We start from the raw sequence: 25,033 nt of genomic DNA on the forward strand, positions 1-25,033 counted from the left end.
GAAAAGCGCCGCGCCATGCGCCCCGCTCACGCCCCCTGTGCGCTCTGGTCCGGGCCGGTGGCTCAGGGAACAGTGGACTGTTCCGCACAGACGTGCGGCGGCTGCCGGTGGCGGCAGGAAGCGGGGCACCTGTCGGGGGAGCGAAATGGACCTTCTTGCTCTGGGACCTCTGGAACTATGGCACGGAGACCAGCAGCACACGCTCGGTTCGGTGAAACACCGCTGCGTGCTCGCGGTTCTGGTACACGCGCGCGGCGAACCGGTCGCCGTGGACACGTTGATGGAGCGGGTCTGGGGCGATGAGCCGCCTCCCAAGGGGCCGGCCACGCTCCAGAGTTACCTCTCCAAGCTGCGGCGGCACCTGGATGACGCCGTGGGCCCGCTCGTGCGGGTGGACCTGGTGCAGCCCCGGCTGTACCGGCTCCGGATGCGCGACCGGAACGATCTGGACCTGAACCGCTTCCAGCGCTTCCGCTCCGAGGCGGCCGTGGCGGCGGAGCAGGGCCGCACGGACTGGGCGATCGGGCTGCTGCGGACCGCCGAGAGCATGTGGCGGGGCGAACCGCTGACCGAGAGCTCCGGCGAGTGGGCGGCGTCGGTGCGGGCCCGGCTGGTCGAGGACCACCGCCATGTCCGGGAGGAGCGCATCCGGCTGGAGCTGGAGCTCGGGAGGCATGCCGATCTCATCGGAGAGCTGCGCGAGTTGGCGGCCGAGAGCCCGCTGGCGGAAGGGGTGGTCGGCTCCCTGATGCTGGCACTGACCCGCAGCGGGCGGCACAGCGAGGCGCTGGAGCTCTACCGGATGACGCACGCCCGCCTGCGGGAGGGGCTGGGCATGGAGCCGGGGCCCGACCTGAGGACGCTCCACCAGCGGATCCTGGCACAGGACCGGGGTCTGACAGGACCCGGGGCGGAGGTCGTCACCATCGGGGCCCTCGCTCCCTCCCCTGCCGCCCCCGCTCCCCCGGCGCCCGGCGCCGCCCCGGCCGCCCCCACTCCCCCCACTCCCAGCGCCGCCCCGGCCGCGCAGCCCCCGTCCTGCCATCCGGGCCGCAACAACCTGCCCCGCGACACCCGGGACTTCACCGGCCGGGCAGCCGAGCTGGCGCTTCTGCGCGAGGGGATCGCCTGCGCCGACGGGTACGCGCTGCCGCTCGCCGTGCTGCACGGAATGCCCGGTATCGGCAAGACCGCGCTGGCGGTGCATGCCTCGCACCGGCTGGCCGAGCACTACCCGGCCGGGCAGCTGTACGTCGATCTGCACGGGTTCAGCGGACGGCGGCCCGTCGACCCGGCCGAGGCGCTGGCCTTTCTGCTGCAGGCCGCCGGGACCGGCGAGGCGCTGCCGGACACCCTCGACGGGCGGGCGGCCGCGTGGCGGGAGTGGACCGCTCACCAGCGGGTGCTGGTCGTGCTCGACAACGCCCGGGACGCCGCCCAGGTGCGCCCGCTGCTGCCCGGGTCGCCCGGATGCCTGGCGATCGTGACGAGCCGCAACCGGCTCTCCGCCCTGGACGGGGCCGTCTCCGTACCGGTGGACGCACTGTCGGCCCGGGAGGCGGCGACCCTGTTCACCCGGATCGCGGGCACCGCCCGGACCTCTCGCGACCCGGAGGCGCTGGAGCTGCTGGTGGAGGCCTGCGACCGCCATCCGCTGGCCACGACCCTGCTCGCGGGCCGTTTCCGGCACCGGGAGATCTGGGATCTGCGCCATCTCCTGGAGCGCCTGGCCCAGTCGAGCGATCCGCTGGACGGACTCGACGAGGAGGTGTTCGTCTCGGCGTTCCGCTTCTCGTACGCGGAACTGACGCCCGGCACACGCCGATTGCTGCGCCTGCTCGCCCTGCACCCCGGCCCCGACATCACGGCGGCGGCCGCGGCGGCCCTGTCGGGGGGCCCGCCCGGGCCCGCCGGCGACGGGGGCGTGCGGCGCGGCGTCGAGGAGCTGCTGGACTGCCATCTGCTGACCGAGCCAATGCTCGGCCGCTATCAACTGCACGACCTCACAAGGGCGTTCGCGCTGCGCATGTCCACCGCCGAGGAGTCGGAGAGCGCGCGCGGCGATGCCGTCGGCAGGCTTCTCGGCTACTGCCTCACCTCCGCGTTCCGGGCCCACCGCCTCACCCACCCGCGCCGCAGGGCGATGGAGCCCGAGCAGGTGTCGGTGTACGCGGCCGATTTCGGGGACGCCCAGGAGGCGGCGGCCTGGCTGGGCGTCGAGCGGGCCAACCTGCTGGCCGCCGCCCGCACGGCGGCCGCGGAGGACCCGGAGCACGCGGCGCTCTTCCCGCACGCGCTGGCCCCGTCGCTCAGGATCTGGGGCAGCTGGGACATCACCAACGAGCTGTACGGCGCGGCGGTGGAGGCGCTGCGCTCCCGGAACACTCCGGTGCTGCTCGCGCAGACGCTGGTGGAGGCGGCGGAGGTGCTGGCGCAGACCGGGCCCGGGGAGGCGCTGAGCTGCGCGGGCGAGGCGCTGACCCTCTTCCAGGACCTGAAGGACCCGGCGGGGTGCGCCGACAGCTCGCTCCAGGCGAGCCGCGCGCACCTGGCCGCCGGACACACCGGACCGGCGCTGCGCCTGGTGGCGCGGGCACTGGCGCTCTACCGCGAACTGGGCGATCTGCACGGTGAGGCGGACTGCCTCAATGTCGAGGGGGCCGCGCTGTACTACGAGGGCCGGTACGACGAGGCGCTCGGCCGGGCCCGGCTCACCCTGCACATCCACGAGGGGACGGGTGATCTGCTGGGGCAGATCCGCGCACTCAACAACATCGGCGAGATCCACCAGCTCCAGGGGCGCATCGAGCATGCCCGCGACCACTTCGAAAGGTCGCGGGTGCTCGCCCGGCTGCACAGCGGCGCCCAGGAACTGGCCATTTTGGACACCAACCTGGGTGCGGTGCACCAGGCCATGGGGGACACGTCACGAGCGCTGGACGGTTTCCGGAGGGCGTTGGAGAGCCACCGGGCCCGGGGGGACGCGCTGGGCGAGGCCAACGCGCTGATCAGCATGGGCACCGCGTACGCCGAGAGCGGTGACTCCGGTGAGGCGTTGCTCCACTTCACCGCGGCGGAGGAGGTGGCCCTGGCGATCGACAGCGCCTACGAGCGCACCCGGGCGCTGCTCGGCGTGGCCGACGTGCACGACGCGGCGGGCCGGCCGGAGGTGGCGACGGAGGCGTACGAGCAGGCGCTGGAGCTGGCCGAGCGCACCGGCTCCAGGCCCGCCGCGGCGCGGGCGCTGGCGGGCCTCGCCCGTACGGCGCTGCGTACGCACCGGAGCGACCTGGCTGTGGAGTACGCGAGGAGGGCGGAGGAGGTGTACCGGAGCCTGGGCTCCGAGGCCGAGGCGGAGAGCCTGCGGCGTCTGCTGCCGGGGGAAACGAGAAGGACCGGCGCCTGAAACCTGCCCGGGTGCCGGTCCGTTCGGTCGTCGGCAGGCATCATGCGCCGCTGCCGATGAGGGCTGATCAGGCGCTCGGAGCGCCCCACATCCACTGAAGCAGCTTGTACATGGATCGATAACCGCTTTCTGCTCAAGCCGGCTTACTGGCTCGGGTTGTCGAACTGAGGGTTGAGTCTTCGCCCCCCAGGGGGAGCGACATGTGCGATCTTGCACGCTCTTCGCTCTCGTGTCGAACTAGATCATCCGTATGGGTGAGGTTTAACGATTCTTCGTAACCTCGGCTGCACTTGGGGTCGACCATGGCCGGCACCACCCTCACCCCGGCCGGCTGACACAAGCCCCTCCGACCGCGTGTGGACGAGGGCGCCCCTGGGCAGATTCGGGGTGACTTTTACGGATCGACGGTGGGGGGACCGTTATGGAGTCCGGTGATCATTACGGGTTCGACGGATACGGGACCGACGGGACCGTCCCTCCGCCGCCCTCCCACGCGCCGGCCGTCGGGCCGCCGCCGCCCGGTGCGCCCCTGCGTGCGACCGGTGCGGCGCTGCTCAATCTGACCGGACTCGGGCTGGGTTACGCCCTGTTGGGGCGCTGGGTGCGGGCCGCGGTGTGCTGGGCGGCCACGGCGGTGCTGCTGTGGGCGGCGTTGCCGGCCGATCCGGACGGGGTGCCCGGCGGCGTTCTCGTCGGGTATCTGCTCGTGCTGGTGCTCGCCGCCGCCGACGGGGCGCGGATCGCCCGGCGTTCGGCGCTGGGCGGGGCGTGGCGGCCCGTTCTGGCGGTCGGGCTCGGCGTGGTGCTGCTCGCCGTGCCGACGGGCGGAGCCGTGGTGTACGGCTCCGCGCGGGACGAGGCGCGGGAGCAGATGCTGCTGGACCGGCTGGCGGCAGGGGACAAGCGGGTCGCGGCGGCTTCGCGGCAGCCGTTCGGCTCGGCGAAGGACGAGTACGAGCGGGCGCTCGACGCCTATCGCGCGCTCGGCGAGGACCATCCGGGCTCCCGGGCCGCGAAGCTCGTCCCGGACCGCCTGAAGACGTACTACGACGCCGTCTCCGCCCCGTACGCGGAGAAGCGACTCTGTGAGGCCGTCGCACCGTTGACCTATCTGCGGACGCTGCCGGACTCGGTGGGCGAGAAGCTGCTGGGCGCGCTCGCCGCGTGGCCCGACGAACCGCTCGCCGTTTCGTTGTACGGGTGCGGTGTGTCGCGTCTGGGCGGGCCGGGCGGCGGCGGCACGGAGCTGGGAGAGCTGTTGCGCACGTTCCCCGATTCCGCCTCCGCGCGGCAGGTGGGGCCGGCGATCGGGAAGCGGATCGAGGAGCAGGTCGCGGCGTTGAAGGGGGCCGAGCCGTGTGCGGCCACCGAGGTGCTGCGGGGTCTCGGCGCCACCGCGTCCGGCCTCCCGGCCGAGGGGGTGAAGGCGCTGCGCGGCGATGCCGACCAGGGTGTCGTGGACGGGGTGTACGCCTGTGGGGTCGACCAGTTCAAGGACGAGAAGTTCGACGACGCGCGCACGACGCTGACCGATTTCGCGCGGACGTACAAGAGCGACGGGCGGGTGCGGCAGGCGCGGAACATCGCCATAGCCGCGGAGATCGCCGACGACCGGCCGGCGGCGGGCAAGCGGCTGCCGCCGTCGAAGCGGCCCGGCGGCTCACGCATGGAGCTGGTCATCAGCAACGACGCGCCGAACGCGGTCGAGGTGCTCTATACCGGTCCGGTCACCGGCACCGCCACGCTGAGGGCCTGCGCCGGCTGTGAGCGGTACAGCGCCTCCGAAGGCTCGCGGCGGGCTTGCGGGGCGAGCGGCAGGAACTACCCCAAGGCCCGGCTCCGGCTTCCCGCCGGGGAGTACCACTTCCTCTACAAGCACGGCACGGGCGCGACCGCGCGGGTGGACAGCTACTCCTCCGGGACGAAGGTCCAGCCGGGCTACTCCTACACCAGCTGCACGTACGTCATCGAGCGGAGCCCGTTCGACCTGGACCTGCCGCAGCTTCCGGATCCGGTCCAGCCGGTGCTCAGCCCTTGGGGCGCGGGCTCTTCTCGATGACCCGGCCGTCCAACTCAGCGGTGAGATAGGCGCCGCCGTGCGCGTCGGAGACGTAGACGCGCAGCACCGGGCGATCCTCGTGGAAGGGCGACGAGGGGTCCACGATCACGTAACGGCTCTCCGGTTCGTCGACGTTGAGCGTCTTCTCCGCCGTCTTCAGCAGGGCGGGCAGCGCGTCCCAGTCGACGGAGTCCAGGTCGATCGTCGTGGACCCGGACGGCAGGGTGCCGCCCATGTCGTTGTTCTTCGCCCGGCCGTCGCGGTAGCTGAAGCGGTCGTACAGCGCGGCGTTGGACTTCAGCGGCGCGTCGGCGGAGGCGTGCTCGCCGTAGAGGGTGAAGTCGGTGACCTTCGTCCCGCCCATGAGAGGCTTCATCGCCTCGATCGCCGCCCGTGCGCCGTCCGGGGTCAGCAGGTCCACGGTCTCCGGTGCCTCCTCCCCGGTGTCGCCGGTGTCGCCGGTGTCACCGGTGTCACCGGTGTCACCGGTGTCACCGGACCCGCCGGTGTCGCCGGTGTCGCCGGCCACCGGGTCCGGCGCCGGAGCGGAGGCCTGAGGGGCGCTCACCCGGTCGCGCGGGCGGTCGTCGTCGTCGGAGCCCCGGGACGAGAACGGGTCGGCCGTCCAGAGGATGGTGCCCGCGATCACCAGGGCCGAGACGACGGACGACGCGGCGCTGATCCGCCAGACCCGGCGCTCGACGCGGCGGCCGCGCTCGTCCGGGGCGTCGTAGGGGGCGGTGGCGGGCCGCTGGTACGGATTGCCGCCGGGTGCGGGCGTGGACGTGGCAGCGGGGGGCGGGAAGCCGTGGCCCGTCGGGAGGCGGTCCTCCGGGCCCTCGGGCGAGGAGGGCGGGGCGAGGGACCCGCCGGGCCGTGCGGACGCCGGAGGCTTCCGGTCGGACACGGGTGACGGGGGCGGCACGGCCCCGGACGCGGGTCCCGGCCGGGGCGGCGGCGTGGCGGCCGTCTGCGTGGGCGTGCTGTGCACGGACCCGGGCCGCTCCCGTACGGGCTCCGTGGGCGTCGGGGCGGGGCTCCCGCCCATGGGCGCGGCCTCGGCCAGCAGACGGTCGAGGGCCTCGGCGTCCGGGCGGGCCGGGATGTCCCTGGTGAGAAGTGCGTCGAGCACCGGGGCGAGGGATCCGGCCCGTACCGGCGGCGGGATCTCCTCGTCGAGCACGGCGGCCAGGGTGGCCAGGGTGGTGGCCCGGCGCAGCGGGTGGCGGCCCTCGACGGCCACGTACAGCATCATGCCGAGGGACCAGAGGTCGGAGGACGGGTCGCCCTCGGCGCCCCGGATCCGCTCGGGGGCTATGTAGTCGGGCGAGCCGATGAGGGCGCCCGTCATGGTGAGGCTGGTCGACTCGCGGATGGCGGCGATGCCGAAGTCCGTGAGGACCGGGCGGCCGTCGGGGCGCAGCAGCACATTGGCGGGCTTGACGTCGCGGTGCTGGATGCCGGCGGCGTGGGCGGCGCGGAGGGCGGAGAGGATGCCGCGTCCCAGCTCGGCGGCGTCGGCGGGTTCCATGGGCCCGTGGGCGAGCCGGTCGTGCAGGGAGGAGCCGGCCACCAGCTCCATCACGATCCACGGGTAGCCGTCCTCGCCGGGGTCGACGATGTGGTGGACGGTGACCACGTTCGGATGGTCGACCCGGGCCAGGGCACGGGCCTCGCGCAGCACCCGGGCGCGCAGGGTGCGGGCGCCCTCGGGGTCGTACTCCGCGAGCGCCGGGTCCGGGGGCCGCACCTCCTTGAGGGCGACATCGCGGTGGAGCGCCTCGTCGCGGGCCCGCCAGACCATGCCCATGCCACCGCTGCCGAGCCGCTCCAGCAGCGTGAAGCGGCCGTCGATCACCCGTCCCGAGGGGGCCTCTGCGCTCATGGCCGTAGCGTACGGGGGGCGTACGACAGCGGGGCGGCGGGGCGGTACGGCCTGCCGGGCGGCAAGAGGACACCGGCCGTGATCCGTCCGCGGGGCGACGGCGGGCCGCGTCGTCCTCGGGCCGCGTCCCCGTCAGGCCGAGGTGCGTTTGCGGGAGGACGCGGTCTTCTTCGCCGCCGTGCCGCCGCTCGACGACGTCCGCTTCTTCGCAGTGGACTTCTTCGGCGTGGACTCTTTCGCCTCGGTCTTCCTCGCCGCGGTCTTCTTCGCCGTGGACTTCTTCGCCGTGGACTTCTTCGCTCCGGTGGACTTGGGGGCGGACTTCTCCGTCGTGGAGCTTCCGGAGCGGGTGACCGTCTTGCCGGTCGGAGTGCGGTGGGTGGTCTTCCGCGCGGCTTTGCTGCTCTGCGCGGCTCCGGTGGTCTGCGCGGCTCCGGTGGTCTGCGCGGCTTTGCTGGTCTCCGCGGCTCCGGTGGTCCGCGCGGTCTTCCCGGACGCCTTCGACGACGTCTTCTTGATGGGGTGGACGTCGGCCATGTCGCCGCCGCCATCACCCTCGCCGTCCTGCGATCCCCTGGCCGCCCGCACACTGTTCTCCAGGGCCGCGATCAGGTCGATGACCTTGCCGCCGCCGGTGTCCTCGGGTTCGGCCGGGAGCACGCTCTCGCCGGAGGCCTTCGCGGCGACGAGCTCCTCCACCGCCTCCCGGTAGTCGTCGTGGAGGCTGTCCATGTCGACCTCGCCGAGGGTGTCCATCAGGGCGTCCGCCAGGTCGAGTTCGGCGTCGCGGACCGTGACGTCGCCGTCCGGGGCCGCGTCCTGCGGGGGCCGGATCTCGTCGGGCCAGAGGAGGCCGTGCATGGCGATCACGTCGTCCACGACGCGGAGCATGCCGAGCCGTTCGCGGCCGCGCAGGGCGTACTTGGCGACGGCGACCCTGTTGCTGTGCTTGAGGGCCTCGCGGAGCAGGGTGTACGGCTTGGCGGCCGGGACTCCGTTGGCGGAGAGGTAGTACGCCGTGTCCATCTGGAGGGGGTCGATCCGGTCGGCGGGCACGAAGGCGACGATCTCGATCGTCTTCGCCGTCGGCAGCGGGAGCTGGGCGAGATCCTCGTCGGTGATCGGGATCATCGTGCCGTCGGCGTCCTCGTACGCCTTGCCTATCTCGCCGCCGGAGACCTCCTCCTCGTCCAGTTCACAGACCTTGCGGTACCGGATCCGGCCACCGTCGGCGAGGTGGATCTGCCGGAAGCTGATCGAGTGGTTCTCGGTGGCGTTGATCAGTTTGATCGGGATGCTGACCAGCCCGAAGGCGATCGCGCCGTTCCATATGGACCTCACCGTTCACCCCTTGCCGACCGTTGAGCACCCTGGAGGCGTCAGAGACGCTTTGGCATGGTTTCGTGTGATTCTTATCGTATGACGCCGATCACCGAGGTGGAGGGGCGACGGGTCTCGCTCAGCAATCTCGACAAGGTCCTGTATCCGGCCACCGGAACGACCAAGGGCGAGGTGCTGCACTACTACGCGGCCACCGCGGGCGGCGTGATCCTGCCCCATCTGCGCGATCGCCCTGTGTCCTTCCTGCGCTACCCGGACGGGCCGGACGGCCAGGTCTTCTTCACCAAGAATCCGCCGCCCGGTACGCCCGCCTGGGTGGGGACCACCGCCGTTCCGCGGAGCGAGGACCCGGGCGCCCGGCAGGTGGTCGTGCGGGATCTGGCCTCCCTGATGTGGGCGGCCAACCTGGTGGTGGAGTTCCACACCCCGCAGTGGCGCGAGGACGCGCCGGAGATCGCCGACCGGATGGTCTTCGACCTGGACCCCGGCTCCCCCGCGACCGTCGTGGAGTGCTGCACGGTGGCGCTCTGGCTGCGGGAGCGTCTCGCGGCCGACGGGCTGGCCGCGTACGGGAAGACGTCCGGGTCCAAGGGGATGCATCTGCTGGTCCCACTGGAGCCGACCCCGTCCGGCGAGGTGTCCGCGTACGCGAAGCGGCTCGCCGTGGAGGCGGAGGCGGCCCTGCCGGGGCTGGCCCTGCACCGGATGAAGCGCGCCCTGCGGCCGGGCAAGGTATTCGTCGACTTCAGCCAGAACGCGGCGGCCAAGACGACGGCCACGCCCTACACCCTGCGCGCCCGCCCCGAACCCACCGTGTCGGCGCCGGTGACCTGGGACGAGATCGCGGAGTGCCGGGAGGCGGGCGCCCTGGTGTTCCGGGCCGGGGACATGGCCGCCCGGCTGGACCGGCACGGCGATCTGATCGCGCCGTTGAGCGACCCGGAACAAGCGCGTCCACTGCCCGCGTGACACGCCCCGGTCCACAGGAACGCACAGCTGAATCGTCTTGACCGGGTCATGACCTGGTTACGGCCCGAGGAAAGGCCACAAGTGGCGGGTGGATTGTCGGACCCGTGGTGCACACTCTGCGCAGGCGCTTTCTCCAGGGCGCGCCGGGAGAGGTGTGGCGGACGGGGCGCGCCACGGGGCGCGCCGGTCCGGGCGCTGTCGTGATCGTGGGGAGGGGATGGCGTGTTCTCGGGGATCGACGAGGTCGACTGGGCCTCGATGGAGCATGCCTACGGGCCTGCCGACGATGTGCCGGAGCTCCTGCGGGGGCTCGCGTCCGAGGATCCGGCGGAGCGCGAGGCCGCGCTCGACGGTATGTACGGCGCGGTGCACCACCAGGGCGATGTGTACGCCTGCACGCTCGCCTGCATCCCGTTCCTGTTCGAGCTGGCCGTGGACCCGGAGGTGCAGGACCGCGGCAGCGTGGTCGAACTGCTCACCAGCATCGGCGGCTTCGACCTCGACGAGGACGACGAGGCGGAGATCGACGAGGACGAGATCGAGGGCGCCGCGAACTACGCGATGGCGGCGGCGGCGGTCACCGCGGGCGCCGGGGTGTTCTTCGAGCTGATCGCCGACGAGGACGCCGGGGTGCGGCTCGCGGCCCCGCTGGCGCTCGCCACGCTGCACCGGCACCCCGTGCGGGTGCTCGCGCTGCTGCGGGAGCGGCTGCCGGTGGAGCCCGACGAGGAGGTGCGGCTCGCCCTCGTGGAGGCGGCCGGGCGGGTCGCGCTTCGGCACCGGCCGCTGGCGGGGCGGGTCGCCCAGTGGCTGGGCCGGCTGGCGTCGCGGGCGCACTCCCCGGGGCTGCGGCTCGCGGCCCTGGCCCAGTTGGCGCGCTGTTCGCCGGACGGGCTGCCCGGCGATGTGGTGCCGGTGGTCTCGGGGCTCCTGCGCGAGATGCGTTCCCCGCCGGAAGGGGACGGGGCGGAGGGGGGCGGGGCGGAACCCGACCGGGACCCGGACCCGGACGCGGAGCCGGTGGACCCGGACGCCGAGACGGTGGACGCGGAACCGGTGGCCGCCGCGGAGGCATCTCGGGGCGAGCAGGTCGCGACGCCGACGCTCGTGGGGCAGTTGCGGTCGCTGTCCGCGCAGGAGAGCGCCGGGCGCGGCGCCCCCTGGGCCGCGGATCTGCTGCGCACCCTGCACGTCGGCCTCGACGACCGGGTGGGCGACCGCACGGCGCTGCTCGCCGACCAGTTGCGCAGCCCCGACCGCCGGCAGCGCATCGACGCCGTGCGGATGAGCGGCGGGCTGATACGGGCCTGGCGCGGCCCCTACGAGGAGCTGGTGGCGCTCGTCGGCGATCAGCTGTCCGACGCCGAGCCCCGGCTGGCGGAGGCCGCGTCCCATGTCCTGGAGGAGTTGTTCGGCCTCGCCGCGCCCGCCGCGGACGCCCTGGCCGCCCGGCTGGCCGCCCGTCCCGGGGACTGGGTGAAGTCCTGGGCCAGCGGTCCGCCCGGCCTCGGCTCCACCGTGAAGGCCTTGGCGCGCCTCGGCGACGCCAGGGCGGTGCCCGCGCTCGCGGCGGCGTTGGAGCTGCCGCAGGTGGCGCACGACGTGGGGTTCGCGGTGGGCCATCTGGGGGCGGCGGCCCAGCCGCTCGCCGGGGCGCTGCGGAGCAGGCTCGCGGAGATGGAGCTGGACGAGGGGGCCTACGACCGGGCGAGCCCGCTGCTGGCCGGGCTGACCGGGCTGCGGGCGGGCGAGGCGACGCCCGAGGTGCTGCGGGTGCTGCGCGGGGCGCCGCAGTACCGGGGCGAATGGCTGCGTACGGCGGCGCTGCGGGCGCTGGGTTCGTTCGGACCGGCGGCGCGGGAGGCCGTCCCCGAGCTGCGGGCGCTGATCAGCCGACCGGGGACGGCCTCCGCGACGGAGGCGGCCGAGGCGTTGTGGGCGATCTCCGGCGACGCCGAGGCGGTGCTGCCGGCGCTGATCGAGGGCCTCCAGTCGCCCCAGGTCCACGAGCGGCGGGCGGCGGCGGTGGCGCTGGGGTCCCTCGGGCCGCGCGCCGAGATGGTCGCGCCCCGGCTGCGCGGGCTGCTGGCGCACGAGGAGCTGTGGCTGCGGGTCGACGCGGCGATCGCCCTGTGGGAGGTGTCGGGCCGGTCGCAGGAGACCGTCGAGGCACTGCTCGCCGGCTGGGAGCGGAGCCGCCATGTGCGGGTCCGGGTGGCAGAATGCGTGGCACGGATGGGGCCGGTCCCGGAGGGGTCGGCCGCAGCACACGTCCTGCGGAGCGAACTCGTCTCCGTACGCCGTCACAACGCGATGGACGGCGGGTACGGCAGTCATGACATCCACGAGGACGAGAAGCTCCTGGCGCTGTGCCGACAGGCACTCCGGGGGACGGGGAAAGGAACCACGGCATGATCATTTTCGGCACCAAGGGCTACCTCCACCAGCTGGCCATCCTGACGATGGTGTGCGGCTGGTGCGGCAATCCGGCGGCACACACGCTGCGCAAGCGGGTCACGAAGTTCACGCTGTTCTTCGTGCCGCTGTTCCCGTTCTCGACGAAGTACGCCACGCAGTGCACGTTCTGCGGCGGGGAGCGGCAGATACCCAAGGAGGAGGCGGACCAGCTGCTCGCCCAGGCCGCGGCCGGGCAGGACGGCAACGCCCACGGCCAGGCCCCGCAGCAGCCCGGTTTCACGCCTCCCGGGCAGAACCCGTACCAGCGCTGAACCCGTACCGGCGCTGAGCCGCACCGGAGAACCGGAACCGGTACCGGCGCTGATCCCGTACCGGCGCTGAGCCGCACCGGCACTGAACCCGCGGTCCTCCTGACCGCCCCGGCCGCGGGGCCGCGTACGTTGCACAGGGGTACGAAGTCGACATTGCGCACGGTCGTCCGATTAGGGTGTGAGACCGCCGTGCCGTCCGTCGTCGTAGAGGAGGCGAGCCTTGCGCCCGCACCGCGTCCCGGCGGCGACCCGTACCGCCGCGTCCGTCCTCGCCGCGCTCACCCTGCTGGCGGGCTGTGGCGCGGCCGGCGGGCTGAAGAGCGCGGGGGACGCGCCGTCGGCCGTGGAGCCCAGGAGCCTCTGGCCGGACCTGCCGCCCGCCTCCGCCGCCCCGTACGACTACGGCGAGGGCGAGACCGCGCGCATCCCGGGGATCCGGGTGACCGGCGGCGATGTGCGGCGGCTGGACCCGGTGGCCGTGGCACAGGCCGGGCTGAAGGCGAAGACGGACCGGGGCAGCGGTCTGGACGAGCTGCCGGACGGGACGGTCCGGCACATCGAAGCGTGCCGGACGGCCCCGGACGACTGCCCGGTCCTCCCGCCGTACTACCGCGACCTGACCGGTGACGGCAGGGACGAGCTGGTGCTCGGCATCCGGATGCCCGACCGGCAGCTCGCCGTGCGCGTCTACATGCCGGACGAGGGGCGGCTGACCCGGATCATGTCCACCTACGACGCCGTCATCAGCGTGGAGCTGGCGGGCCGGGACCTGATCATGCGGGCCCCCTCGGTGATCCCGGGGTACGAATACCGCACCGCGTGGTCCTGGGACGACCGGCAGCGCGCGATGCTGCCCACCCGGGACGAGATCCTGCGGACGCCCGAGCACCGGAAGGCCCCGAAACCCACCCCGGAATCCTCCGCGCCCTCCACGGGGAAGCGATGAGGCGGCGCGGGTTCCGCTCGCCCTCCTGGACCGCGAGCCTCACCTGGAAGTCCGCGGTCTTCCTGACCGTCATGTGCTGCACCCTGGCGGCGCTCCTCGGCTTCCTGGTGCACACGGCGGTGACCCGGCAGACGGTCGAACAGGCCCGGGAGAAGACGCTGGGCCGGCTGGAGGTGGTCACCGACGCGTACGAGGCCGGGGAGCCGCTGCCCCCGAGGTCCGGCATCGACCCGCCGGGCCTGCCCGCCTCGCTGCGCGCCCTGGCCGCGGACGGCGAGCGGGGCACCGTCGTCGCGGACGGACCGCGCCGGCCGGGCGACCCGGACGGGCGGAGCCGCCCCGCCATGTGGGCGGCGGGCCCGGCGGACGGGCGGGCGCTCGCCACCTGGACGGACTACAGCCACAGCGCCCGCACCATCGGGGGCCTCGACCGGGCGATCATCGGCTCCTCGCTGCTGGCCATCGCCGCGACCCTGCTCGTCGGCCTGTTCGCCGTCGGCCGGGTGACCCGCAGACTCCACCAGAGCGCCCGGGTGGCCCGCCGGATCAGCGCCGGCGATCTCGACGCCCGGGTGCGCGACCCCCGGACCGCGCGCCCGGTCCGCGCCCAGGACGAGGTGGCGATCGTGGCGGGCGCGCTCGACACCATGGCCTCGACCCTCCAGCGCAAGCTCCAGACCGAGCAGCGGTTCACCGCCGACGTGGCGCACGAGCTGCGCACCCCCCTGACCGGTCTGTCGGCCGCCGCCGAACTGCTGCCGCCGGGCCGCCCGGCGGAACTGGTGCGCGACCGGGTGCGGGCGATGCGGGCGCTGACGGAGGACCTGCTGGAGATCTCCCGCCTCGACGCCCGTACCGAGCAGGTCGATCTCGCCGTGCACGAACTCGCGCCCGTGGCGGAGCGGGTCGTCCGGGCGTCGGGCACCGACACGGAGGTGCGGGTGACGGGCGCGGCCCGGGTGGAGACGGACCGGCGGCGCCTGGAGCGGGTGATCGGCAATCTGGTGGCCAACGCCCATCGGCACGGGCGGCCTCCGGTGGTGCTGAGCGTGGACGGCCCGGTGGTCTCCGTACGCGACCACGGGGCGGGGTTCCCGGCGTATCTGCTGGACGGCGGGCCGCAGCGGTTCCGCACGGACGGCGCGGGCAAGGGGCACGGTCTGGGGCTGACCATCGCCCTCGGCCAGGCCGAGGTCATCGGCGCCCGGCTGGACTTCGGCAATCCGCCGGACGGCGGGGCGCTCGTCCGGATGACCCTGCCGGAGTACGTGCGCCTCGACGGCGGTGATGCCAACGGGAATCCCGGTGATGGCGGGGGCCGGGGCACCAGGGACGACCCGGACGGCTCAACGCGTAGGGGCCCTCACACAACGTGACGCGTTGCGGGCCGTGTGTGGCGAATTTAGCGTGACGAGCACGAGCCCAGCTCGTGTCCCCCACGGCCCCTTCCTCATCGCATGGAGGCAGCATGTCCCCCCTGTCCCGCCCCTCGCGGCTCCGCCGGCTCGGCCTCTGCGTCGCCACCGGCACGCTCGCGGCGCTCACCGCCGCCGCTCCCGCCGCACTGGCGGCCGACCCCCAGCCCGTCGGACAGCGCGCGGAGGCCGCCGCCCCGGACCCGACGTCCGACGAGCTCTCCGCCTCGGCGCTGCAGCGCGAGCACGAGGCGCGGCAGAAGCAGGCCCGCGAGGAGGCGCGGAAGGAGGGGCAGGCGAAGCCCCAGGCGCCGAAGCGGACCTACAAGGGACGCGTCATCGCCAAGCCGTACCTGCTGCTCCGCGACAAGCCCACCCGCAGCAGCCGCGTCGTCGGCTCTGTCGAGTACGGCGAGATCGTCAACATCTTCTGCAAGACCGAGGGCGACAACGTCGACAACAACAACCGCTGGTACCTGCTGACCGACGGCACCTGGGCCTGGGGTTCGGCCCGCTACATCGAGAACATCGGCGCCGCGCCGAAGTGGTGCTGACCTCGCGTCACCCGCACGTCCACCCGCCCGTGGAGCCCGGCCGTGTCGCCGTCGGCTCCCCGGGCGGGCGCATGTCCGGTGGGCGCCGGCCTCATGTCCGCCGGGCGCTGACATGGGCAAGGGTGTGACATAAAGGAAATATCGCGCACCTCTTGCTACGTTGCGGGGCATGACCGCAACGACGGCGGACGCTCCCCCGCCCGAGCTACGCCTGCCCAAGCGGCGCGGGGTGGAGCTCACCCTCCTCGTCGGGGGCGTCCTGATCTCCGTCCTCGGCTATGCGGCGGTCGGCCTCGCCCACGACGGCACCGTGCCTCCCGACGTCGCCGGGTACGGCGCCGGGCTCGGCACGCTCGCGCTGCTCGCCCATGTCGCGGTCCGTTTCCGGGCCCCGTACGCCGATCCGCTGCTGCTGCCGATCGCCGTCCTGCTCAACGGGCTCGGCCTGGTGCTGATCTACCGGCTCGACCTGGAGACCCCGAGGGACCAGGCCGCGCCCACCCAGCTCGTCTGGTCCACGCTCGGCGTCGCGCTGTTCGCGGCCGTGGTGGTGCTGCTGCGCGACCACCGCGTGCTCCAGAGGTACGCGTATCTCTCGGTGGCCTCGGCGCTCGTCCTGTTGATCGTGCCGATCTTCTTCCCGGCGGTGAACGGGGCGAAGATCTGGATCCGGATCGGCGGACTTTCCTTCCAGCCCGGCGAGTTCGCCAAGATCCTGCTCGCGGTGTTCTTCGCCGCCTATCTGGCCGCCAACCGCAACGCGCTCGCGTACACCGGCCGCACCTTCTGGAAGCTGCAACTGCCCTCCGGCCGGGTGCTCGGGCCGATCGTGGCGATCTGGCTGCTGAGCGTCGGGGTGCTGGTGCTGGAGCGGGATCTGGGCACCTCGCTGCTGTTCTTCGGGCTCTTCGTCATCATGCTGTACGTGGCGACCGGCCGGACGGGCTGGATCGCGGTCGGTCTGCTCCTGGCCGGCGTCGGCGCCTTCGTCGTCGGCTCCTTCGAACCGCACGTCCACAGCCGGGTGCAGGACTGGCTGGACCCGTTCGCCTCGATCGACGCGGGGCAGGGGCCGGGCCAGCTCGCCCAGTCGCTGTTCGCCTTCGCCGCGGGCGGGATGCTCGGGACGGGGCTCGGCGCGGGCCACTCCATCCTGATCGGCTTCGCCGCCAAGTCCGACTTCATCCTGGCGACCGCGGGCGAGGAGCTGGGCCTGAGCGGGCTGACCGCGGTCTTCCTGCTCTACGCGCTGCTCGTGGCGCGCGGTTACCGGGCCGGGCTCGCCCTGCGCGATCCCTTCGGGCGGCTGCTCGCCATCGGCCTGGCGTCGATCCTGGCGCTCCAGGTGTTCGTGATCGCGGGCGGGGTGATGGGGCTGATCCCGCTCACCGGGATGGCGATGCCGTTCCTCGCGCAGGGCGGCTCGTCGGTCGTCACCAACTGGATCATCGTGGCGCTGCTGATCCGGGTCAGCGACGTCTCGCGCAGACCCCACCCCGAACAGGCCGAGACCGGGGTCATCGCCCCGGCCGCGGAGGAGGACCGGTGATCCGCTACATCCGGCGGGCCGCCGCCTTCTGTCTGCTGCTGCTGGTGGCGCTGCTCGTCAACGCGGCCCGCATCCAGGTCTTCGAGGCCGACGAACTGGACGCCAACCCGGCCAACCGCCGTAACACCATCGCCCGTTACGACCAGCCGCGCGGCAACATCCTGGTCGGCGACCGGCCCGTGACCGGCAGCAAGGAGACCGGCGAGCAGCTCAGCTTCGAGCGCACCTATCTGCACGGCCCGCTGTACGCCCCGGTGACCGGATACGCCTCGCAGACGTACGGCACGACGCTCATCGAGAACGCCGAGGACTCCGTCCTGTCCGGTACGGACTCCCTGCTGGCGCCGCTGCCCTTCTGGAACGAGTTCACGCGGGGCCGGCAGCCGGGCGGCGATGTCGTCACCACGATCAGGGCGTCGATGCAGCAGGCCGCGTACGACGGGCTGGGCGGGCGGCGGGGGGCGGTCGCGGCGCTGGATCCGTCGACGGGCGCGATCCTGGCGCTGGTCTCGACCCCGTCGTACGACCCCGAGCGGCTGTCGGGGACCGGTTCCGCGGTGACCGAGGCGTGGGCCCGGCTGAACGCGGCCGAGAGTCTGCCGATGCTCAACCGGGCCACCCGGCAGACCTATCCGCCGGGCTCCACCTTCAAGATCGTGACGGCGGCGGCGGCCCTGGACGCCCGGGCGGTGACGGACGCCGACGCGCCGACGGACACCCCTTCGCCGTACGTCCTGCCCGGTACGAGCACGACCCTGCCGAACGAGGCGAGGGGCTGCGACCGGGCGTCCCTGGCGGACGCGATCCGGATCTCCTGCAACACCGTGATGGCCCATCTCGGGGTGGAGGTCGGGCTGGAGGGAATGGCGGAGGCGGCGGAGAAGTTCGGCTTCAACGACACCGGGCTGCGGATCCCGTCCGGGGTGGCGAGGAGCAACTTCGACACGGACATGAGCGACGACCAGCTCGCGCTCTCCTCGATCGGGCAGTTCAACACGACGGCGACCCCGCTCCAGATGGCGATGGTCGCGTCGGCGGTGGCCAATGGCGGGGACCTGCGCCGTCCGCATCTGGTGGAACGGATCACCACGAACGACGGGGACACGGTCCGGCAGGAGCGGTCGGAGCCGTACGAGCGGCCGATGAGCCCGTCGACGGCCGTGCAGCTCCAGCGGATGATGGTCGACGTGGTGGAGAACGGCACCGGGGCGAACGCGGCGATCGACGGGGTGAAGGTCGGCGGCAAGACCGGTACCGCCCAGCACGGCGTCGACAACTCCGGTCTGCCGTACGCCTGGTTCATCTCCTGGGCCCAGGCCCCCGACTCCGGCCGCCCGGCCGTCGCGGTGGCGGTGGTCGTGGAGGACGCCGCCGCCGACCGGGCCGACATCAGCGGCGGCGGCAGCGCGGCCCCGATCGCCCGGGCCGTGATGGAGGCGGCGTTGGAGGAGTAGCCGCGGCGCGCGCAGCGGCACAGCGGCAGACTGGGCCCATGACACGGACGACCTCCGCGGTGGCGCGGGCCCTGGAGCGGATCGGCCGGCTGGACCCGGCGCTGCACGCGTTCATCGAGGTCTGGCCGGACGAGGCGCTCGCCCGGGAGCGGGAGGCCGTGGCGCGCCGACTCCCTCTGGGTGGACTGCCGTTCGCGGTGAAGGGTCCCGCCGGGGTCCGGTCCTTCGCGGCCCGACGGCTCATCGCGGCGGGCGGCGCCCCCGTCGGGGCGACCTCGGTGCCCGGGCCCGGCACCCACTGGCAGACCTGGGGCCTGGGCGCCCACGGCCGCACGGTCAACCCGTGGCGGGCGGACCGTACTCCGGGCGGCTCATCGGCCGGGTCGGCGGTCGCGGTGGCGACGGGGATGGCGGAGCTGGCGACGGGCAGCGACGGGGCCGGGTCGGTCCGCATCCCGGCCGCCTGGTGCGGGGTCTTCGGGCTGAAGACGACGAACGGGCTGCTCCCCTCCCCCGACCGGACGGGGCTGGCCTCGGCCGGGGTGCTGGCCCGGTCGGCGGCCGCGGCGGAGCCGTATCTGCGCCAGGTGCTGGACGGATACGAACCGGTCGCCGCCCCCGCCCTGCCGCTGCCCGCCGTGTACAGCGAGGACCTCGGATACGCGGAGGTGGACCCGGAGGTGGCGGCCGTCGTCCGGGCGGCGGTGGACCGGCTCGTCGCGGCGGGGACCGTACGCCTGCTGGCGCGCGAGGCCGCGCTGCTGGACCCGGTGGGGGCCTGGACGGCGATACGGGGCGGCTCGCCCGACGCCCCGGACGCGGTGCGGGTGCGGCGGACGAACGACGAGCGGCTGGCGGGCCTTCTCGCCGACGGCACCCTGCTGCTGACCCCGGTCACCCCGAACCGGCCGCACGGCCACGAGGGCCCGGGGAACCTCTACTCCACGGCGCTGACCTGGGCGTTCAACCTGAGCGGGCATCCAGCGGCGAGTCTGCCCGCCGGTTTCACCGGGGACGGCTGCCCGGTGGGGCTCCAACTGGCGGCGGCGCGGGGCGCGGACGTCCGGCTGCTCGCCGCGGCCCGCGCGGTGGAGGACGCCCTGCCCGCCGCACCGATGCCGCCCACCGCCGGGCGGCGCTGACGGGGGGGGCGGCGGGGCGGGCGGGGAAGCCGCGGCCCACACCCGGACCGCGACGGGTCAGCCGATCGGCCGGCGGATCTCCTCGCGAATCTCCGCGGTCTCGACCGCGGCCGCCTCCAGGTCGATCGCCTCGGGGTCCTTGAGGGCCGTCTCGGGACGGATGATCCCCACCGACGCCCCGGTGTTTTCGTCGCCCCAGGCGCACATCGGGATGTTCGCCCTGACGCCGTTCTGGTTCGACTGGAGCACCTGGCACTCCAGCGTGATGTCGTGACCGGCGGGGGTGAACTCCTTCGGGGGGACGGCGACGGTCGCGCCCTTGCCTTCGGCCCCGCCCTTCATCATCTTGCCGGGCATGGCCTCCGGCTCCGTGAACCGCCCGTACATCCCGGAGATCACCAGGACTCCGCCCTTGGCGGAGTTGTACTGGCCGACAACGGCCTTCGCGTCCCGGACGGCGGGGTCGTACATGTCCTCGATCTGCTTGCCCTCGCTCGACGACAGGTCCTGGGCCAGGGTGAACTCCCCGTCCATCAACTCCTGCTGGAGGACGAGCTCGTACTCCGCCGCCGGGAACGCCGCGTCGGTGGCCTTCCCGAACAGCTGGGAGACACCGTAGGTGATTCCGCCCGCCGCCAGGACCGCGCCGGCCACGATCCCGACGATCAGTACGGCCCTTTTCTTCCGCGGCGGCTGTGGCCCTTGGGGCGGCCACCCGGCAGCGCCGGGACCGCCCCCGCCGGGTATGCCGGGCTGCTGCCCCCAGCCGGGCTGACCCCAGCCGCCCTGCTGGGGCGGCGCCGGGGGCTGCTGCGGGTAGCCGTAGGGCGGTTGCTGCGGCACGGGCCCGGGCGCGGCCGGCGGCGAGCCGTAGGGGTTCTGGCCGTAGGGGTTCTGCGGGGGCGGCGGCCCGTACGGGCCCTGCGGCGGGTGCGGCGGGGTGGTCATGCGCTCACCGTACGACACGTTTGCGAACGGAATTTCGATGCGTCCGGTTTCGGTATCGGGTCGAGAGCGTCGGCCCCGAGCGGCCGGACCCCTCCCGCCGCTCGGGGCCGCCGCCTCACCCCAACGGCTCGCGCCTGCGCAGCCATTCCTCCGGCGCCCCGGTCGTCCCCGTCGCCGCCCCGACCACGCCCCCGGTGATCGCGCACGTGGTGTCGACGTCGCCGAGGCCCTCCGCGGTCGCCCAGAGCGCCGCCTCCAGGTCGTCCCCGTGGCGGGTGGCGGTCCACAGCGCGAAGGGCACGGTGTCGTCGGCCCGGATGCGCTGTCCGTTGCCGAGGAGGTCCGCGGCCCTCCACGGTTCCGTGGTGAACGGCGTCCGCGCGGCGCGCCGAACTCCGTCGCGTACCGGCCCTTCGGGCGTCCGTTCCGCCACCGCGTCCAGCGTCAGTTCGCCGCGCGCCGAGAGCGCCGCCGCCACCGCGACGGCCACCGCGCCCGCGATGCCGTCCGGGTGGGCGTGGGTGACCTCCGCCGACAGCGCGGCCTGTGCCGCGACACGGTCCAGGTCCTCGTGGAACCGGGCCCCGAGCGGCGCGACCCGCATGGCCGCGCCGTTGCCGAGGCTGCCGCCGTCGAAGAGTTCGGGGGCCAGGGTGCGCCATTCGGCGGGGGCCTGAAGCAGCCGGGGCAGCAGGAGGTGCATGCCGTGGCCGTAGCCGCGGGCCTGGTCGGCGTCGAAGGCCAGGGCGTAGCAGAGGGCCAGGTGGTCCTGGTCGACGTGGCCGCGCTCGTCGAGGGAGCGGTTCAGGGCGAGGGCCAGAGCCGTGTCGTCGGTCCAGTGCCAGCGGGGCTCCGGCGGGGTGCGGCGGGCCCGGATCTCGTTCGCGGACTGCCGGGGCTCGCGGAAGAGCGGGAACCAGCGCTCCCCGAACGCGTCGCCGAGCGCGAGGGCTTCGAGGCTGCGGCGGGCGGCGGCGCGCCCGGCGGTAGTGGCTGCGGGCGAGTTCGTCGTCATGCCCGCATCGTGACGGCCAGGGCCCGATGGCGTAAATCCATTATCGGCCCCCGGGCCCCCGGGGCGCCGCACCGCCCCACCCCGCGCCCCCTCAGGCGGCGTCGGCCGCGCCCTCCTCGATCGCCTCCGTGACCTCCGCCACCCGGGCCCCTTCCTCGGCGGCGAAGCGTTCGCGGTCCAGTTCCTCGGCTATCTCCTCGTCCATCGACATCAGCAGGTCGAGGTTGGAGTCGCCGAGTTCGAGGACGCCCATGTCGACGTACGCCTTCTGGAGCCGCGGGCCCCACAGGCCGATGTCCTTGACGCACGGGACGATCCGGCTGAACAGGAGCTTGCGGAAGAGCTGGAGGAACTCGGAGTGCTCCGAGAGGTCCGTCGCCTCCTGCTTGCCGATGCCGAAGTTCTCCAGGACCTCGACGCCGCTGAGCCGGTCGCGCATCAGGTAGCAGCCCTCGATGACGAACTCCTCGCGTTCGCGGAGTTCGGCGTCGCTCAGCTGCTGGTAGTAGTCGCGCAGCGCCATCCGCCCGAAGGCGACGTGCCGGGCCTCGTCCTGCATCACGTACGCCAGGATCTGCTTGGGCAGCGGCTTGGTCGTGGTGTCGCGGATCATCCCGAAGGCGGCCAGCGCCAGACCTTCTATCAGGACCTGCATCCCGAGGTAGGGCATGTCCCAGCGGGAGTCGCGCAGGGTGTCGCCCAGCAGCCCCTGGAGGCTGTCGTTGACCGGGTAGAGCATGCCGACCTTCTCGTGCAGGAACCGGCCGTAGATCTCGGCGTGCCGGGCCTCGTCCATGGTCTGCGTGGCGGAGTAGAACTTGGCGTCCAGGTCCGGGACGGACTCCACGATGCGCGCCGCGCACACCATCGCGCCCTGCTCGCCGTGCAGGAACTGGCTGAACTGCCAGGAGGTGTAGTGCTTGCGCAGCTCGCCCCGGTCCCTCTCCGTCATCTTCGCCCAGTGCGGGGTGCCGTACAGGGTGAGCGCCTCGTCGGGGGTGCCGAGCGGGTCGGTGGGGTCGACCTCCAGCGACCAGTCGATGCGCTTGTCGCCGTCCCACTGCTTGTCCTTGCCCTTCTGATAGAGGGCGAGGAGGCGTTCGCGGCCGTCGTCGTAGTCCCAGCTGAACCGGGCGGCGCCGGAGGCGGGGACCTGCCAGGTCGGTTCGGCAGGCGGGGTGGTGTAGAGGTCATGGGTGGACACGAACGGCTCCTTCGCCTCGACTGGCTCGACTGGCTCGACTGGCTCGACTGGCTCGACCTGATGAACAAGCTCCGTGACGCCGACGGCAGTTGAGTGCGCGCGAGCGGATGCGCCGACCGCCTCCCCGGCAGGTTCACACGTTGGTAGACACCGGGTCAACAAGTCGTACGGAGTCGCGTCCAAGGGATTGACGGCCTTGCTGACAGACAGTCTCATAAGAGGTGACCGCCGGTAACATCCGTTCCCGGCAACCCCCGTGTGAGGTGCTCCCGCCATGACACCCGTCACCGCTCGCGATGCCACCGCGCTCCGCGACGCACTCGGCCCGCTCCGCGACCGCGAGCAGGTCGCCCTGCGGCTGCTCGAATCCTCGGCCAGGCACTCCTTCGACCCCGACACCGAACTCGACTGGGACGCGGCGGTCGAGGAAGGCAAGTGGTTCTGGCCGCCGGAGCTGCTCTCGCTGTACGGGACCCCGCTGTGGGACCGGATGTCCGAGGAGCAGCGCCTGGACCTCTCCCGGCACGAGGGCGCCGCGCTCGCCTCGCTCGGCATCTGGTTCGAGATCATCCTGATGCAGCTGCTGGTCCGGCACGTCTACGACAAGCCGGTGACCAGCAACCACGTCCGCTACGCGCTCACGGAGATAGCCGACGAGTGCCGGCACTCGATGATGTTCGGCCGCATGATCGACTGGGGCGGCGCCCCGACGTATGCGGTGCCGCGCGTCTACCACAACCTCGCGCGGGTCCTGAAGACCGTCTCCACCACCCCCGGTTCGTTCGCCGCGACCCTGCTCGGCGAGGAGATCCTCGACTGGATGCAGCGCCTGACCTTCCCGGACGACCGTGTGCAGACCCTGGTGCGGGGCGTGACCCGGATCCATGTGATCGAGGAGGCCCGGCACGTCCGGTACGCCCGCGAGGAGCTGCGCCGCCAGATGGTGACCGCCCCGCGCTGGGAGCGGGAACTCACCAAGGTCAGCTGCGGCGAGGCGGCCCGGGTCTTCTCCATCTGCTTCGTGAACCCGCAGGTGTACGAGAACGTCGGCCTGGACCGCCGTGAGGCCGTCGCCCAGGTGAGGGCCAGCGGCCACCGCGCGGAGGTGATGCAGTCCGGCGCGAAGCGGCTCACCGACTTCTTCGACGACATCGGACTGTTGAACGGCGTCGGCCGCCGGCTGTGGCGACGCTCCGGGCTGCTGGCCTGAAAGCCGTGCCGACGGAAGCGAAAGCCGGGCGCACCGGGAGCGCCGGGCCCGCGGGCCCGGCACCCTCCGAACGACCGCCACCATCCGAACGAGAGGCCTTAGGGTCGGTGGCATGACCTCCACCGCCGCAGTCCCGCCGCCCCGGGCGACGTACCGCAGGCTCAGCGTCGAGGAGCGCCGCGCCCAGCTGCTGCTCGCCGCGCTCGGCCTCTTCGCCCACCGGGCGCCCGACGAGGTCTCGCTCGACGAGGTGGCGGTGGCGGCCGGGGTGTCCCGGCCGCTCGTCTACCGCTACTTCCCGGGCGGGCGGCAGCAGTTGTACGAGGCCGCGCTCGGCTCGGCGGCCGACGAGCTGACGCTGTGCTTCACCGAGCCGCCGGTGGGCCCGCCCACCGAGCGGGTCGCCCGGGTGCTCGACCGCTACCTGCGCTTCGTCGACGAGCACGACACCGGGTTCAGCGCCCTGCTGCGCGGCGGCAGCGTCGTGGAGACGTCCCGCACGACGACGATCGTGGACGGGGTACGGCGGGCGGCGGCCGACGAGATCCTGCGCCACCTGGGGCGGATGGGCGGGGCCGGGGAGCAGCACGCCGGGCCGCGGCTGCGGATGATGGTGCGCAGTTGGATCGCCGCCGTCGAGGCGGCCTCGCTGATCTGGCTGGACGACGGGAAGCGGCCGGCCGCGGCCGAGCTGCGCGGCTGGCTGGTCGACCATCTGATCGCCCTGCTCGCCGCGACCGCCGCCACCGACCCGGAGACCGCGGCGGTGGTGAACGAGCTGCTGGCCCTGGAGACCTCGGACGGACCGGCCGGACAGCTGGCGGAGCGGGTGATTCCGGTCGTCGCGGAGGCGGCGCACCTGCTGCCCGCCGCCGCTGCGTCAGACTGACCGGGTGAAGAGCGAGAACACCCCTTTCCGAGGCGGCCCCCTGGACGGCCGGGTCCTGCCGGTCCTGCTCGGCCCGACCGGCCATCCGCCGAAGTGGTACGAGGTCCCGGTGCCCTCGCCCGACGGCGGCCCCGCCACCGTGTACGCCTACCAGCGGGTCCCGGCCGGCTACACCAAGCGGCTCGGGCTCCAGCGCGGCTGGGTGTACGAGTACGCCCCCGGGGGCCGCGAGCACCGCACCCTCAAGTGGCCCTGGTCGAAGACTCCCCCGCGCACCCCGGACCACGACTGAGCGGCGGGCGACCGCCCGTAGGGCCC

General features: G+C 73.4%; 19 protein-coding genes. 14 read left to right on the plus strand and 5 right to left on the minus strand.

Translation table 11 applies throughout. From position 1 onward, the window contains the following. Window positions 1–145: 145 nt before the first annotated feature. Together AB0F29_RS28315 and AB0F29_RS28320 are read left to right on the plus strand one after the other, a co-directional pair. Window positions 146–3,406, plus strand: coding sequence for a BTAD domain-containing putative transcriptional regulator (locus AB0F29_RS28315; protein WP_361877547.1), 3,261 nt, complete (start codon window positions 146–148; stop codon window positions 3,404–3,406). 421 nt (window positions 3,407–3,827) lie between these two features. Beyond that, entirely contained in the window at window positions 3,828–5,465 is a 1,638-nt protein-coding gene (locus AB0F29_RS28320) for a hypothetical protein (RefSeq protein WP_361877549.1), read from the plus strand. Here the strand turns inward: AB0F29_RS28320 and AB0F29_RS28325 are convergent. Both AB0F29_RS28325 and AB0F29_RS28330 read right to left on the minus strand, forming a co-directional pair. Continuing rightward, window positions 5,434–7,350, minus strand: coding sequence for a protein kinase (locus tag AB0F29_RS28325; RefSeq protein ID WP_361877551.1), 1,917 nt, complete (start codon window positions 7,348–7,350; stop codon window positions 5,434–5,436). The two genes, AB0F29_RS28320 and AB0F29_RS28325, sit on opposite strands and share 32 nt — an antisense overlap. Window positions 7,351–7,482: 132 nt before the next feature. Continuing rightward, a complete protein-coding gene (locus AB0F29_RS28330) occupies window positions 7,483–8,691 on the minus strand; it encodes a Ku protein (RefSeq protein ID WP_361877554.1) in 1,209 nt (402 codons plus the stop codon). A gap of 78 nt (window positions 8,692–8,769) precedes the next feature. On the opposite strand from AB0F29_RS28330, the gene ligD reads away from it, so the two are divergent. From ligD to AB0F29_RS28375, 9 genes are all read left to right on the plus strand, one after another. After that, a complete protein-coding gene (ligD, locus tag AB0F29_RS28335; protein WP_361877557.1) occupies window positions 8,770–9,660 on the plus strand; it encodes a non-homologous end-joining DNA ligase in 891 nt (296 codons plus the stop codon). Between the two features lie 222 nt (window positions 9,661–9,882). Further along, window positions 9,883–12,075 carry a HEAT repeat domain-containing protein gene (locus AB0F29_RS28340; protein ID WP_361877560.1) on the plus strand — a complete coding sequence of 731 codons (2,193 nt, stop codon included), beginning with the start codon at window positions 9,883–9,885 and terminating at the stop codon, window positions 12,073–12,075. Next, complete coding sequence (locus tag AB0F29_RS28345; protein ID WP_018959034.1) at window positions 12,072–12,389, plus strand: zinc-ribbon domain-containing protein; 318 nt, start codon at window positions 12,072–12,074, stop codon at window positions 12,387–12,389. The genes AB0F29_RS28340 and AB0F29_RS28345 overlap by 4 nt, the downstream gene beginning before the upstream one ends. A gap of 220 nt (window positions 12,390–12,609) precedes the next feature. Continuing rightward, window positions 12,610–13,335, plus strand: a complete 726-nt coding sequence (locus AB0F29_RS28350; RefSeq protein ID WP_361877563.1) for a hypothetical protein — start codon at window positions 12,610–12,612, stop codon at window positions 13,333–13,335. Continuing rightward, window positions 13,332–14,711 (plus strand): HAMP domain-containing sensor histidine kinase, encoded by a 1,380-nt coding sequence (locus tag AB0F29_RS28355; protein ID WP_361877566.1) that lies wholly within the window; start codon window positions 13,332–13,334, stop codon window positions 14,709–14,711. The genes AB0F29_RS28350 and AB0F29_RS28355 overlap by 4 nt, the downstream gene beginning before the upstream one ends. A 92-nt stretch (window positions 14,712–14,803) precedes the next feature. Then, the gene (locus AB0F29_RS28360) at window positions 14,804–15,304 is read left to right on the plus strand and encodes an SH3 domain-containing protein (RefSeq protein WP_361877569.1); all 501 of its coding nucleotides are present in this window, start codon (window positions 14,804–14,806) and stop codon (window positions 15,302–15,304) included. Window positions 15,305–15,473: 169 nt separating this feature from the next. Then, window positions 15,474–16,853 carry an FtsW/RodA/SpoVE family cell cycle protein gene (locus AB0F29_RS28365; RefSeq protein ID WP_361877572.1) on the plus strand — a complete coding sequence of 460 codons (1,380 nt, stop codon included), beginning with the start codon at window positions 15,474–15,476 and terminating at the stop codon, window positions 16,851–16,853. Beyond that, a complete protein-coding gene (locus AB0F29_RS28370) occupies window positions 16,850–18,307 on the plus strand; it encodes a penicillin-binding transpeptidase domain-containing protein (RefSeq protein ID WP_361877575.1) in 1,458 nt (485 codons plus the stop codon). The genes AB0F29_RS28365 and AB0F29_RS28370 overlap by 4 nt, the downstream gene beginning before the upstream one ends. Before the next feature lie 38 nt (window positions 18,308–18,345). Continuing rightward, window positions 18,346–19,449 (plus strand): amidase, encoded by a 1,104-nt coding sequence (locus tag AB0F29_RS28375; protein WP_361877578.1) that lies wholly within the window; start codon window positions 18,346–18,348, stop codon window positions 19,447–19,449. A gap of 57 nt (window positions 19,450–19,506) precedes the next feature. On the opposite strand, the gene AB0F29_RS28380 is transcribed toward AB0F29_RS28375, so the two are convergent. From AB0F29_RS28380 to AB0F29_RS28390, 3 genes are all read right to left on the minus strand, one after another. Continuing rightward, the gene (locus AB0F29_RS28380) at window positions 19,507–20,397 is read right to left on the minus strand and encodes a hypothetical protein (protein WP_361877581.1); all 891 of its coding nucleotides are present in this window, start codon (window positions 20,395–20,397) and stop codon (window positions 19,507–19,509) included. Window positions 20,398–20,512: 115 nt separating this feature from the next. Further along, on the minus strand, window positions 20,513–21,412 hold the full coding sequence (locus AB0F29_RS28385) for an ADP-ribosylglycohydrolase family protein (RefSeq protein WP_361877583.1): 900 nt from the start codon (window positions 21,410–21,412) through the stop codon (window positions 20,513–20,515). 91 nt (window positions 21,413–21,503) lie between these two features. After that, entirely contained in the window at window positions 21,504–22,616 is a 1,113-nt protein-coding gene (locus AB0F29_RS28390) for a ferritin-like domain-containing protein (RefSeq protein ID WP_361877585.1), read from the minus strand. A 274-nt stretch (window positions 22,617–22,890) separates the two neighbouring features. Between AB0F29_RS28390 and AB0F29_RS28395 the strand changes: the two genes are divergently transcribed. From AB0F29_RS28395 to AB0F29_RS28405, 3 genes are all read left to right on the plus strand, one after another. Next, window positions 22,891–23,826, plus strand: coding sequence for a diiron oxygenase (locus tag AB0F29_RS28395; protein WP_361877587.1), 936 nt, complete (start codon window positions 22,891–22,893; stop codon window positions 23,824–23,826). A 112-nt stretch (window positions 23,827–23,938) separates the two neighbouring features. Continuing rightward, window positions 23,939–24,715, plus strand: a complete 777-nt coding sequence (locus AB0F29_RS28400; RefSeq protein ID WP_361877590.1) for a TetR/AcrR family transcriptional regulator — start codon at window positions 23,939–23,941, stop codon at window positions 24,713–24,715. Window positions 24,716–24,719: 4 nt separating this feature from the next. Next, on the plus strand, window positions 24,720–25,007 hold the full coding sequence (locus AB0F29_RS28405; protein WP_361877592.1) for a hypothetical protein: 288 nt from the start codon (window positions 24,720–24,722) through the stop codon (window positions 25,005–25,007). Window positions 25,008–25,033: the final 26 nt, after the last annotated feature.

The organism is Streptomyces sp. NPDC026589 (assembly GCF_040638385.1).
Taxonomy (GTDB): Bacteria; Actinomycetota; Actinomycetes; order Streptomycetales; family Streptomycetaceae; genus Streptomyces.

Coding starts and splice junctions, on each gene's coding strand:
- AB0F29_RS28325 (WP_361877551.1), bottom strand. CDS start 7,350: ATGAGCGCAGAGGCCCCCTCGGGACGGGTGATCGACGGCCGCTTCACG.
- AB0F29_RS28315 (WP_361877547.1), top strand. CDS start 146: ATGGACCTTCTTGCTCTGGGACCTCTGGAACTATGGCACGGAGACCAG.
- AB0F29_RS28320 (WP_361877549.1), top strand. CDS start 3,828: ATGGAGTCCGGTGATCATTACGGGTTCGACGGATACGGGACCGACGGG.
- AB0F29_RS28345 (WP_018959034.1), top strand. CDS start 12,072: ATGATCATTTTCGGCACCAAGGGCTACCTCCACCAGCTGGCCATCCTG.
- AB0F29_RS28380 (WP_361877581.1), bottom strand. CDS start 20,397: ATGACCACCCCGCCGCACCCGCCGCAGGGCCCGTACGGGCCGCCGCCC.
- AB0F29_RS28385 (WP_361877583.1), bottom strand. CDS start 21,412: ATGACGACGAACTCGCCCGCAGCCACTACCGCCGGGCGCGCCGCCGCC.
- AB0F29_RS28360 (WP_361877569.1), top strand. CDS start 14,804: ATGTCCCCCCTGTCCCGCCCCTCGCGGCTCCGCCGGCTCGGCCTCTGC.
- ligD (WP_361877557.1), top strand. CDS start 8,770: ATGACGCCGATCACCGAGGTGGAGGGGCGACGGGTCTCGCTCAGCAAT.
- AB0F29_RS28375 (WP_361877578.1), top strand. CDS start 18,346: ATGACACGGACGACCTCCGCGGTGGCGCGGGCCCTGGAGCGGATCGGC.
- AB0F29_RS28365 (WP_361877572.1), top strand. CDS start 15,474: ATGACCGCAACGACGGCGGACGCTCCCCCGCCCGAGCTACGCCTGCCC.
- AB0F29_RS28355 (WP_361877566.1), top strand. CDS start 13,332: ATGAGGCGGCGCGGGTTCCGCTCGCCCTCCTGGACCGCGAGCCTCACC.
- AB0F29_RS28395 (WP_361877587.1), top strand. CDS start 22,891: ATGACACCCGTCACCGCTCGCGATGCCACCGCGCTCCGCGACGCACTC.
- AB0F29_RS28400 (WP_361877590.1), top strand. CDS start 23,939: ATGACCTCCACCGCCGCAGTCCCGCCGCCCCGGGCGACGTACCGCAGG.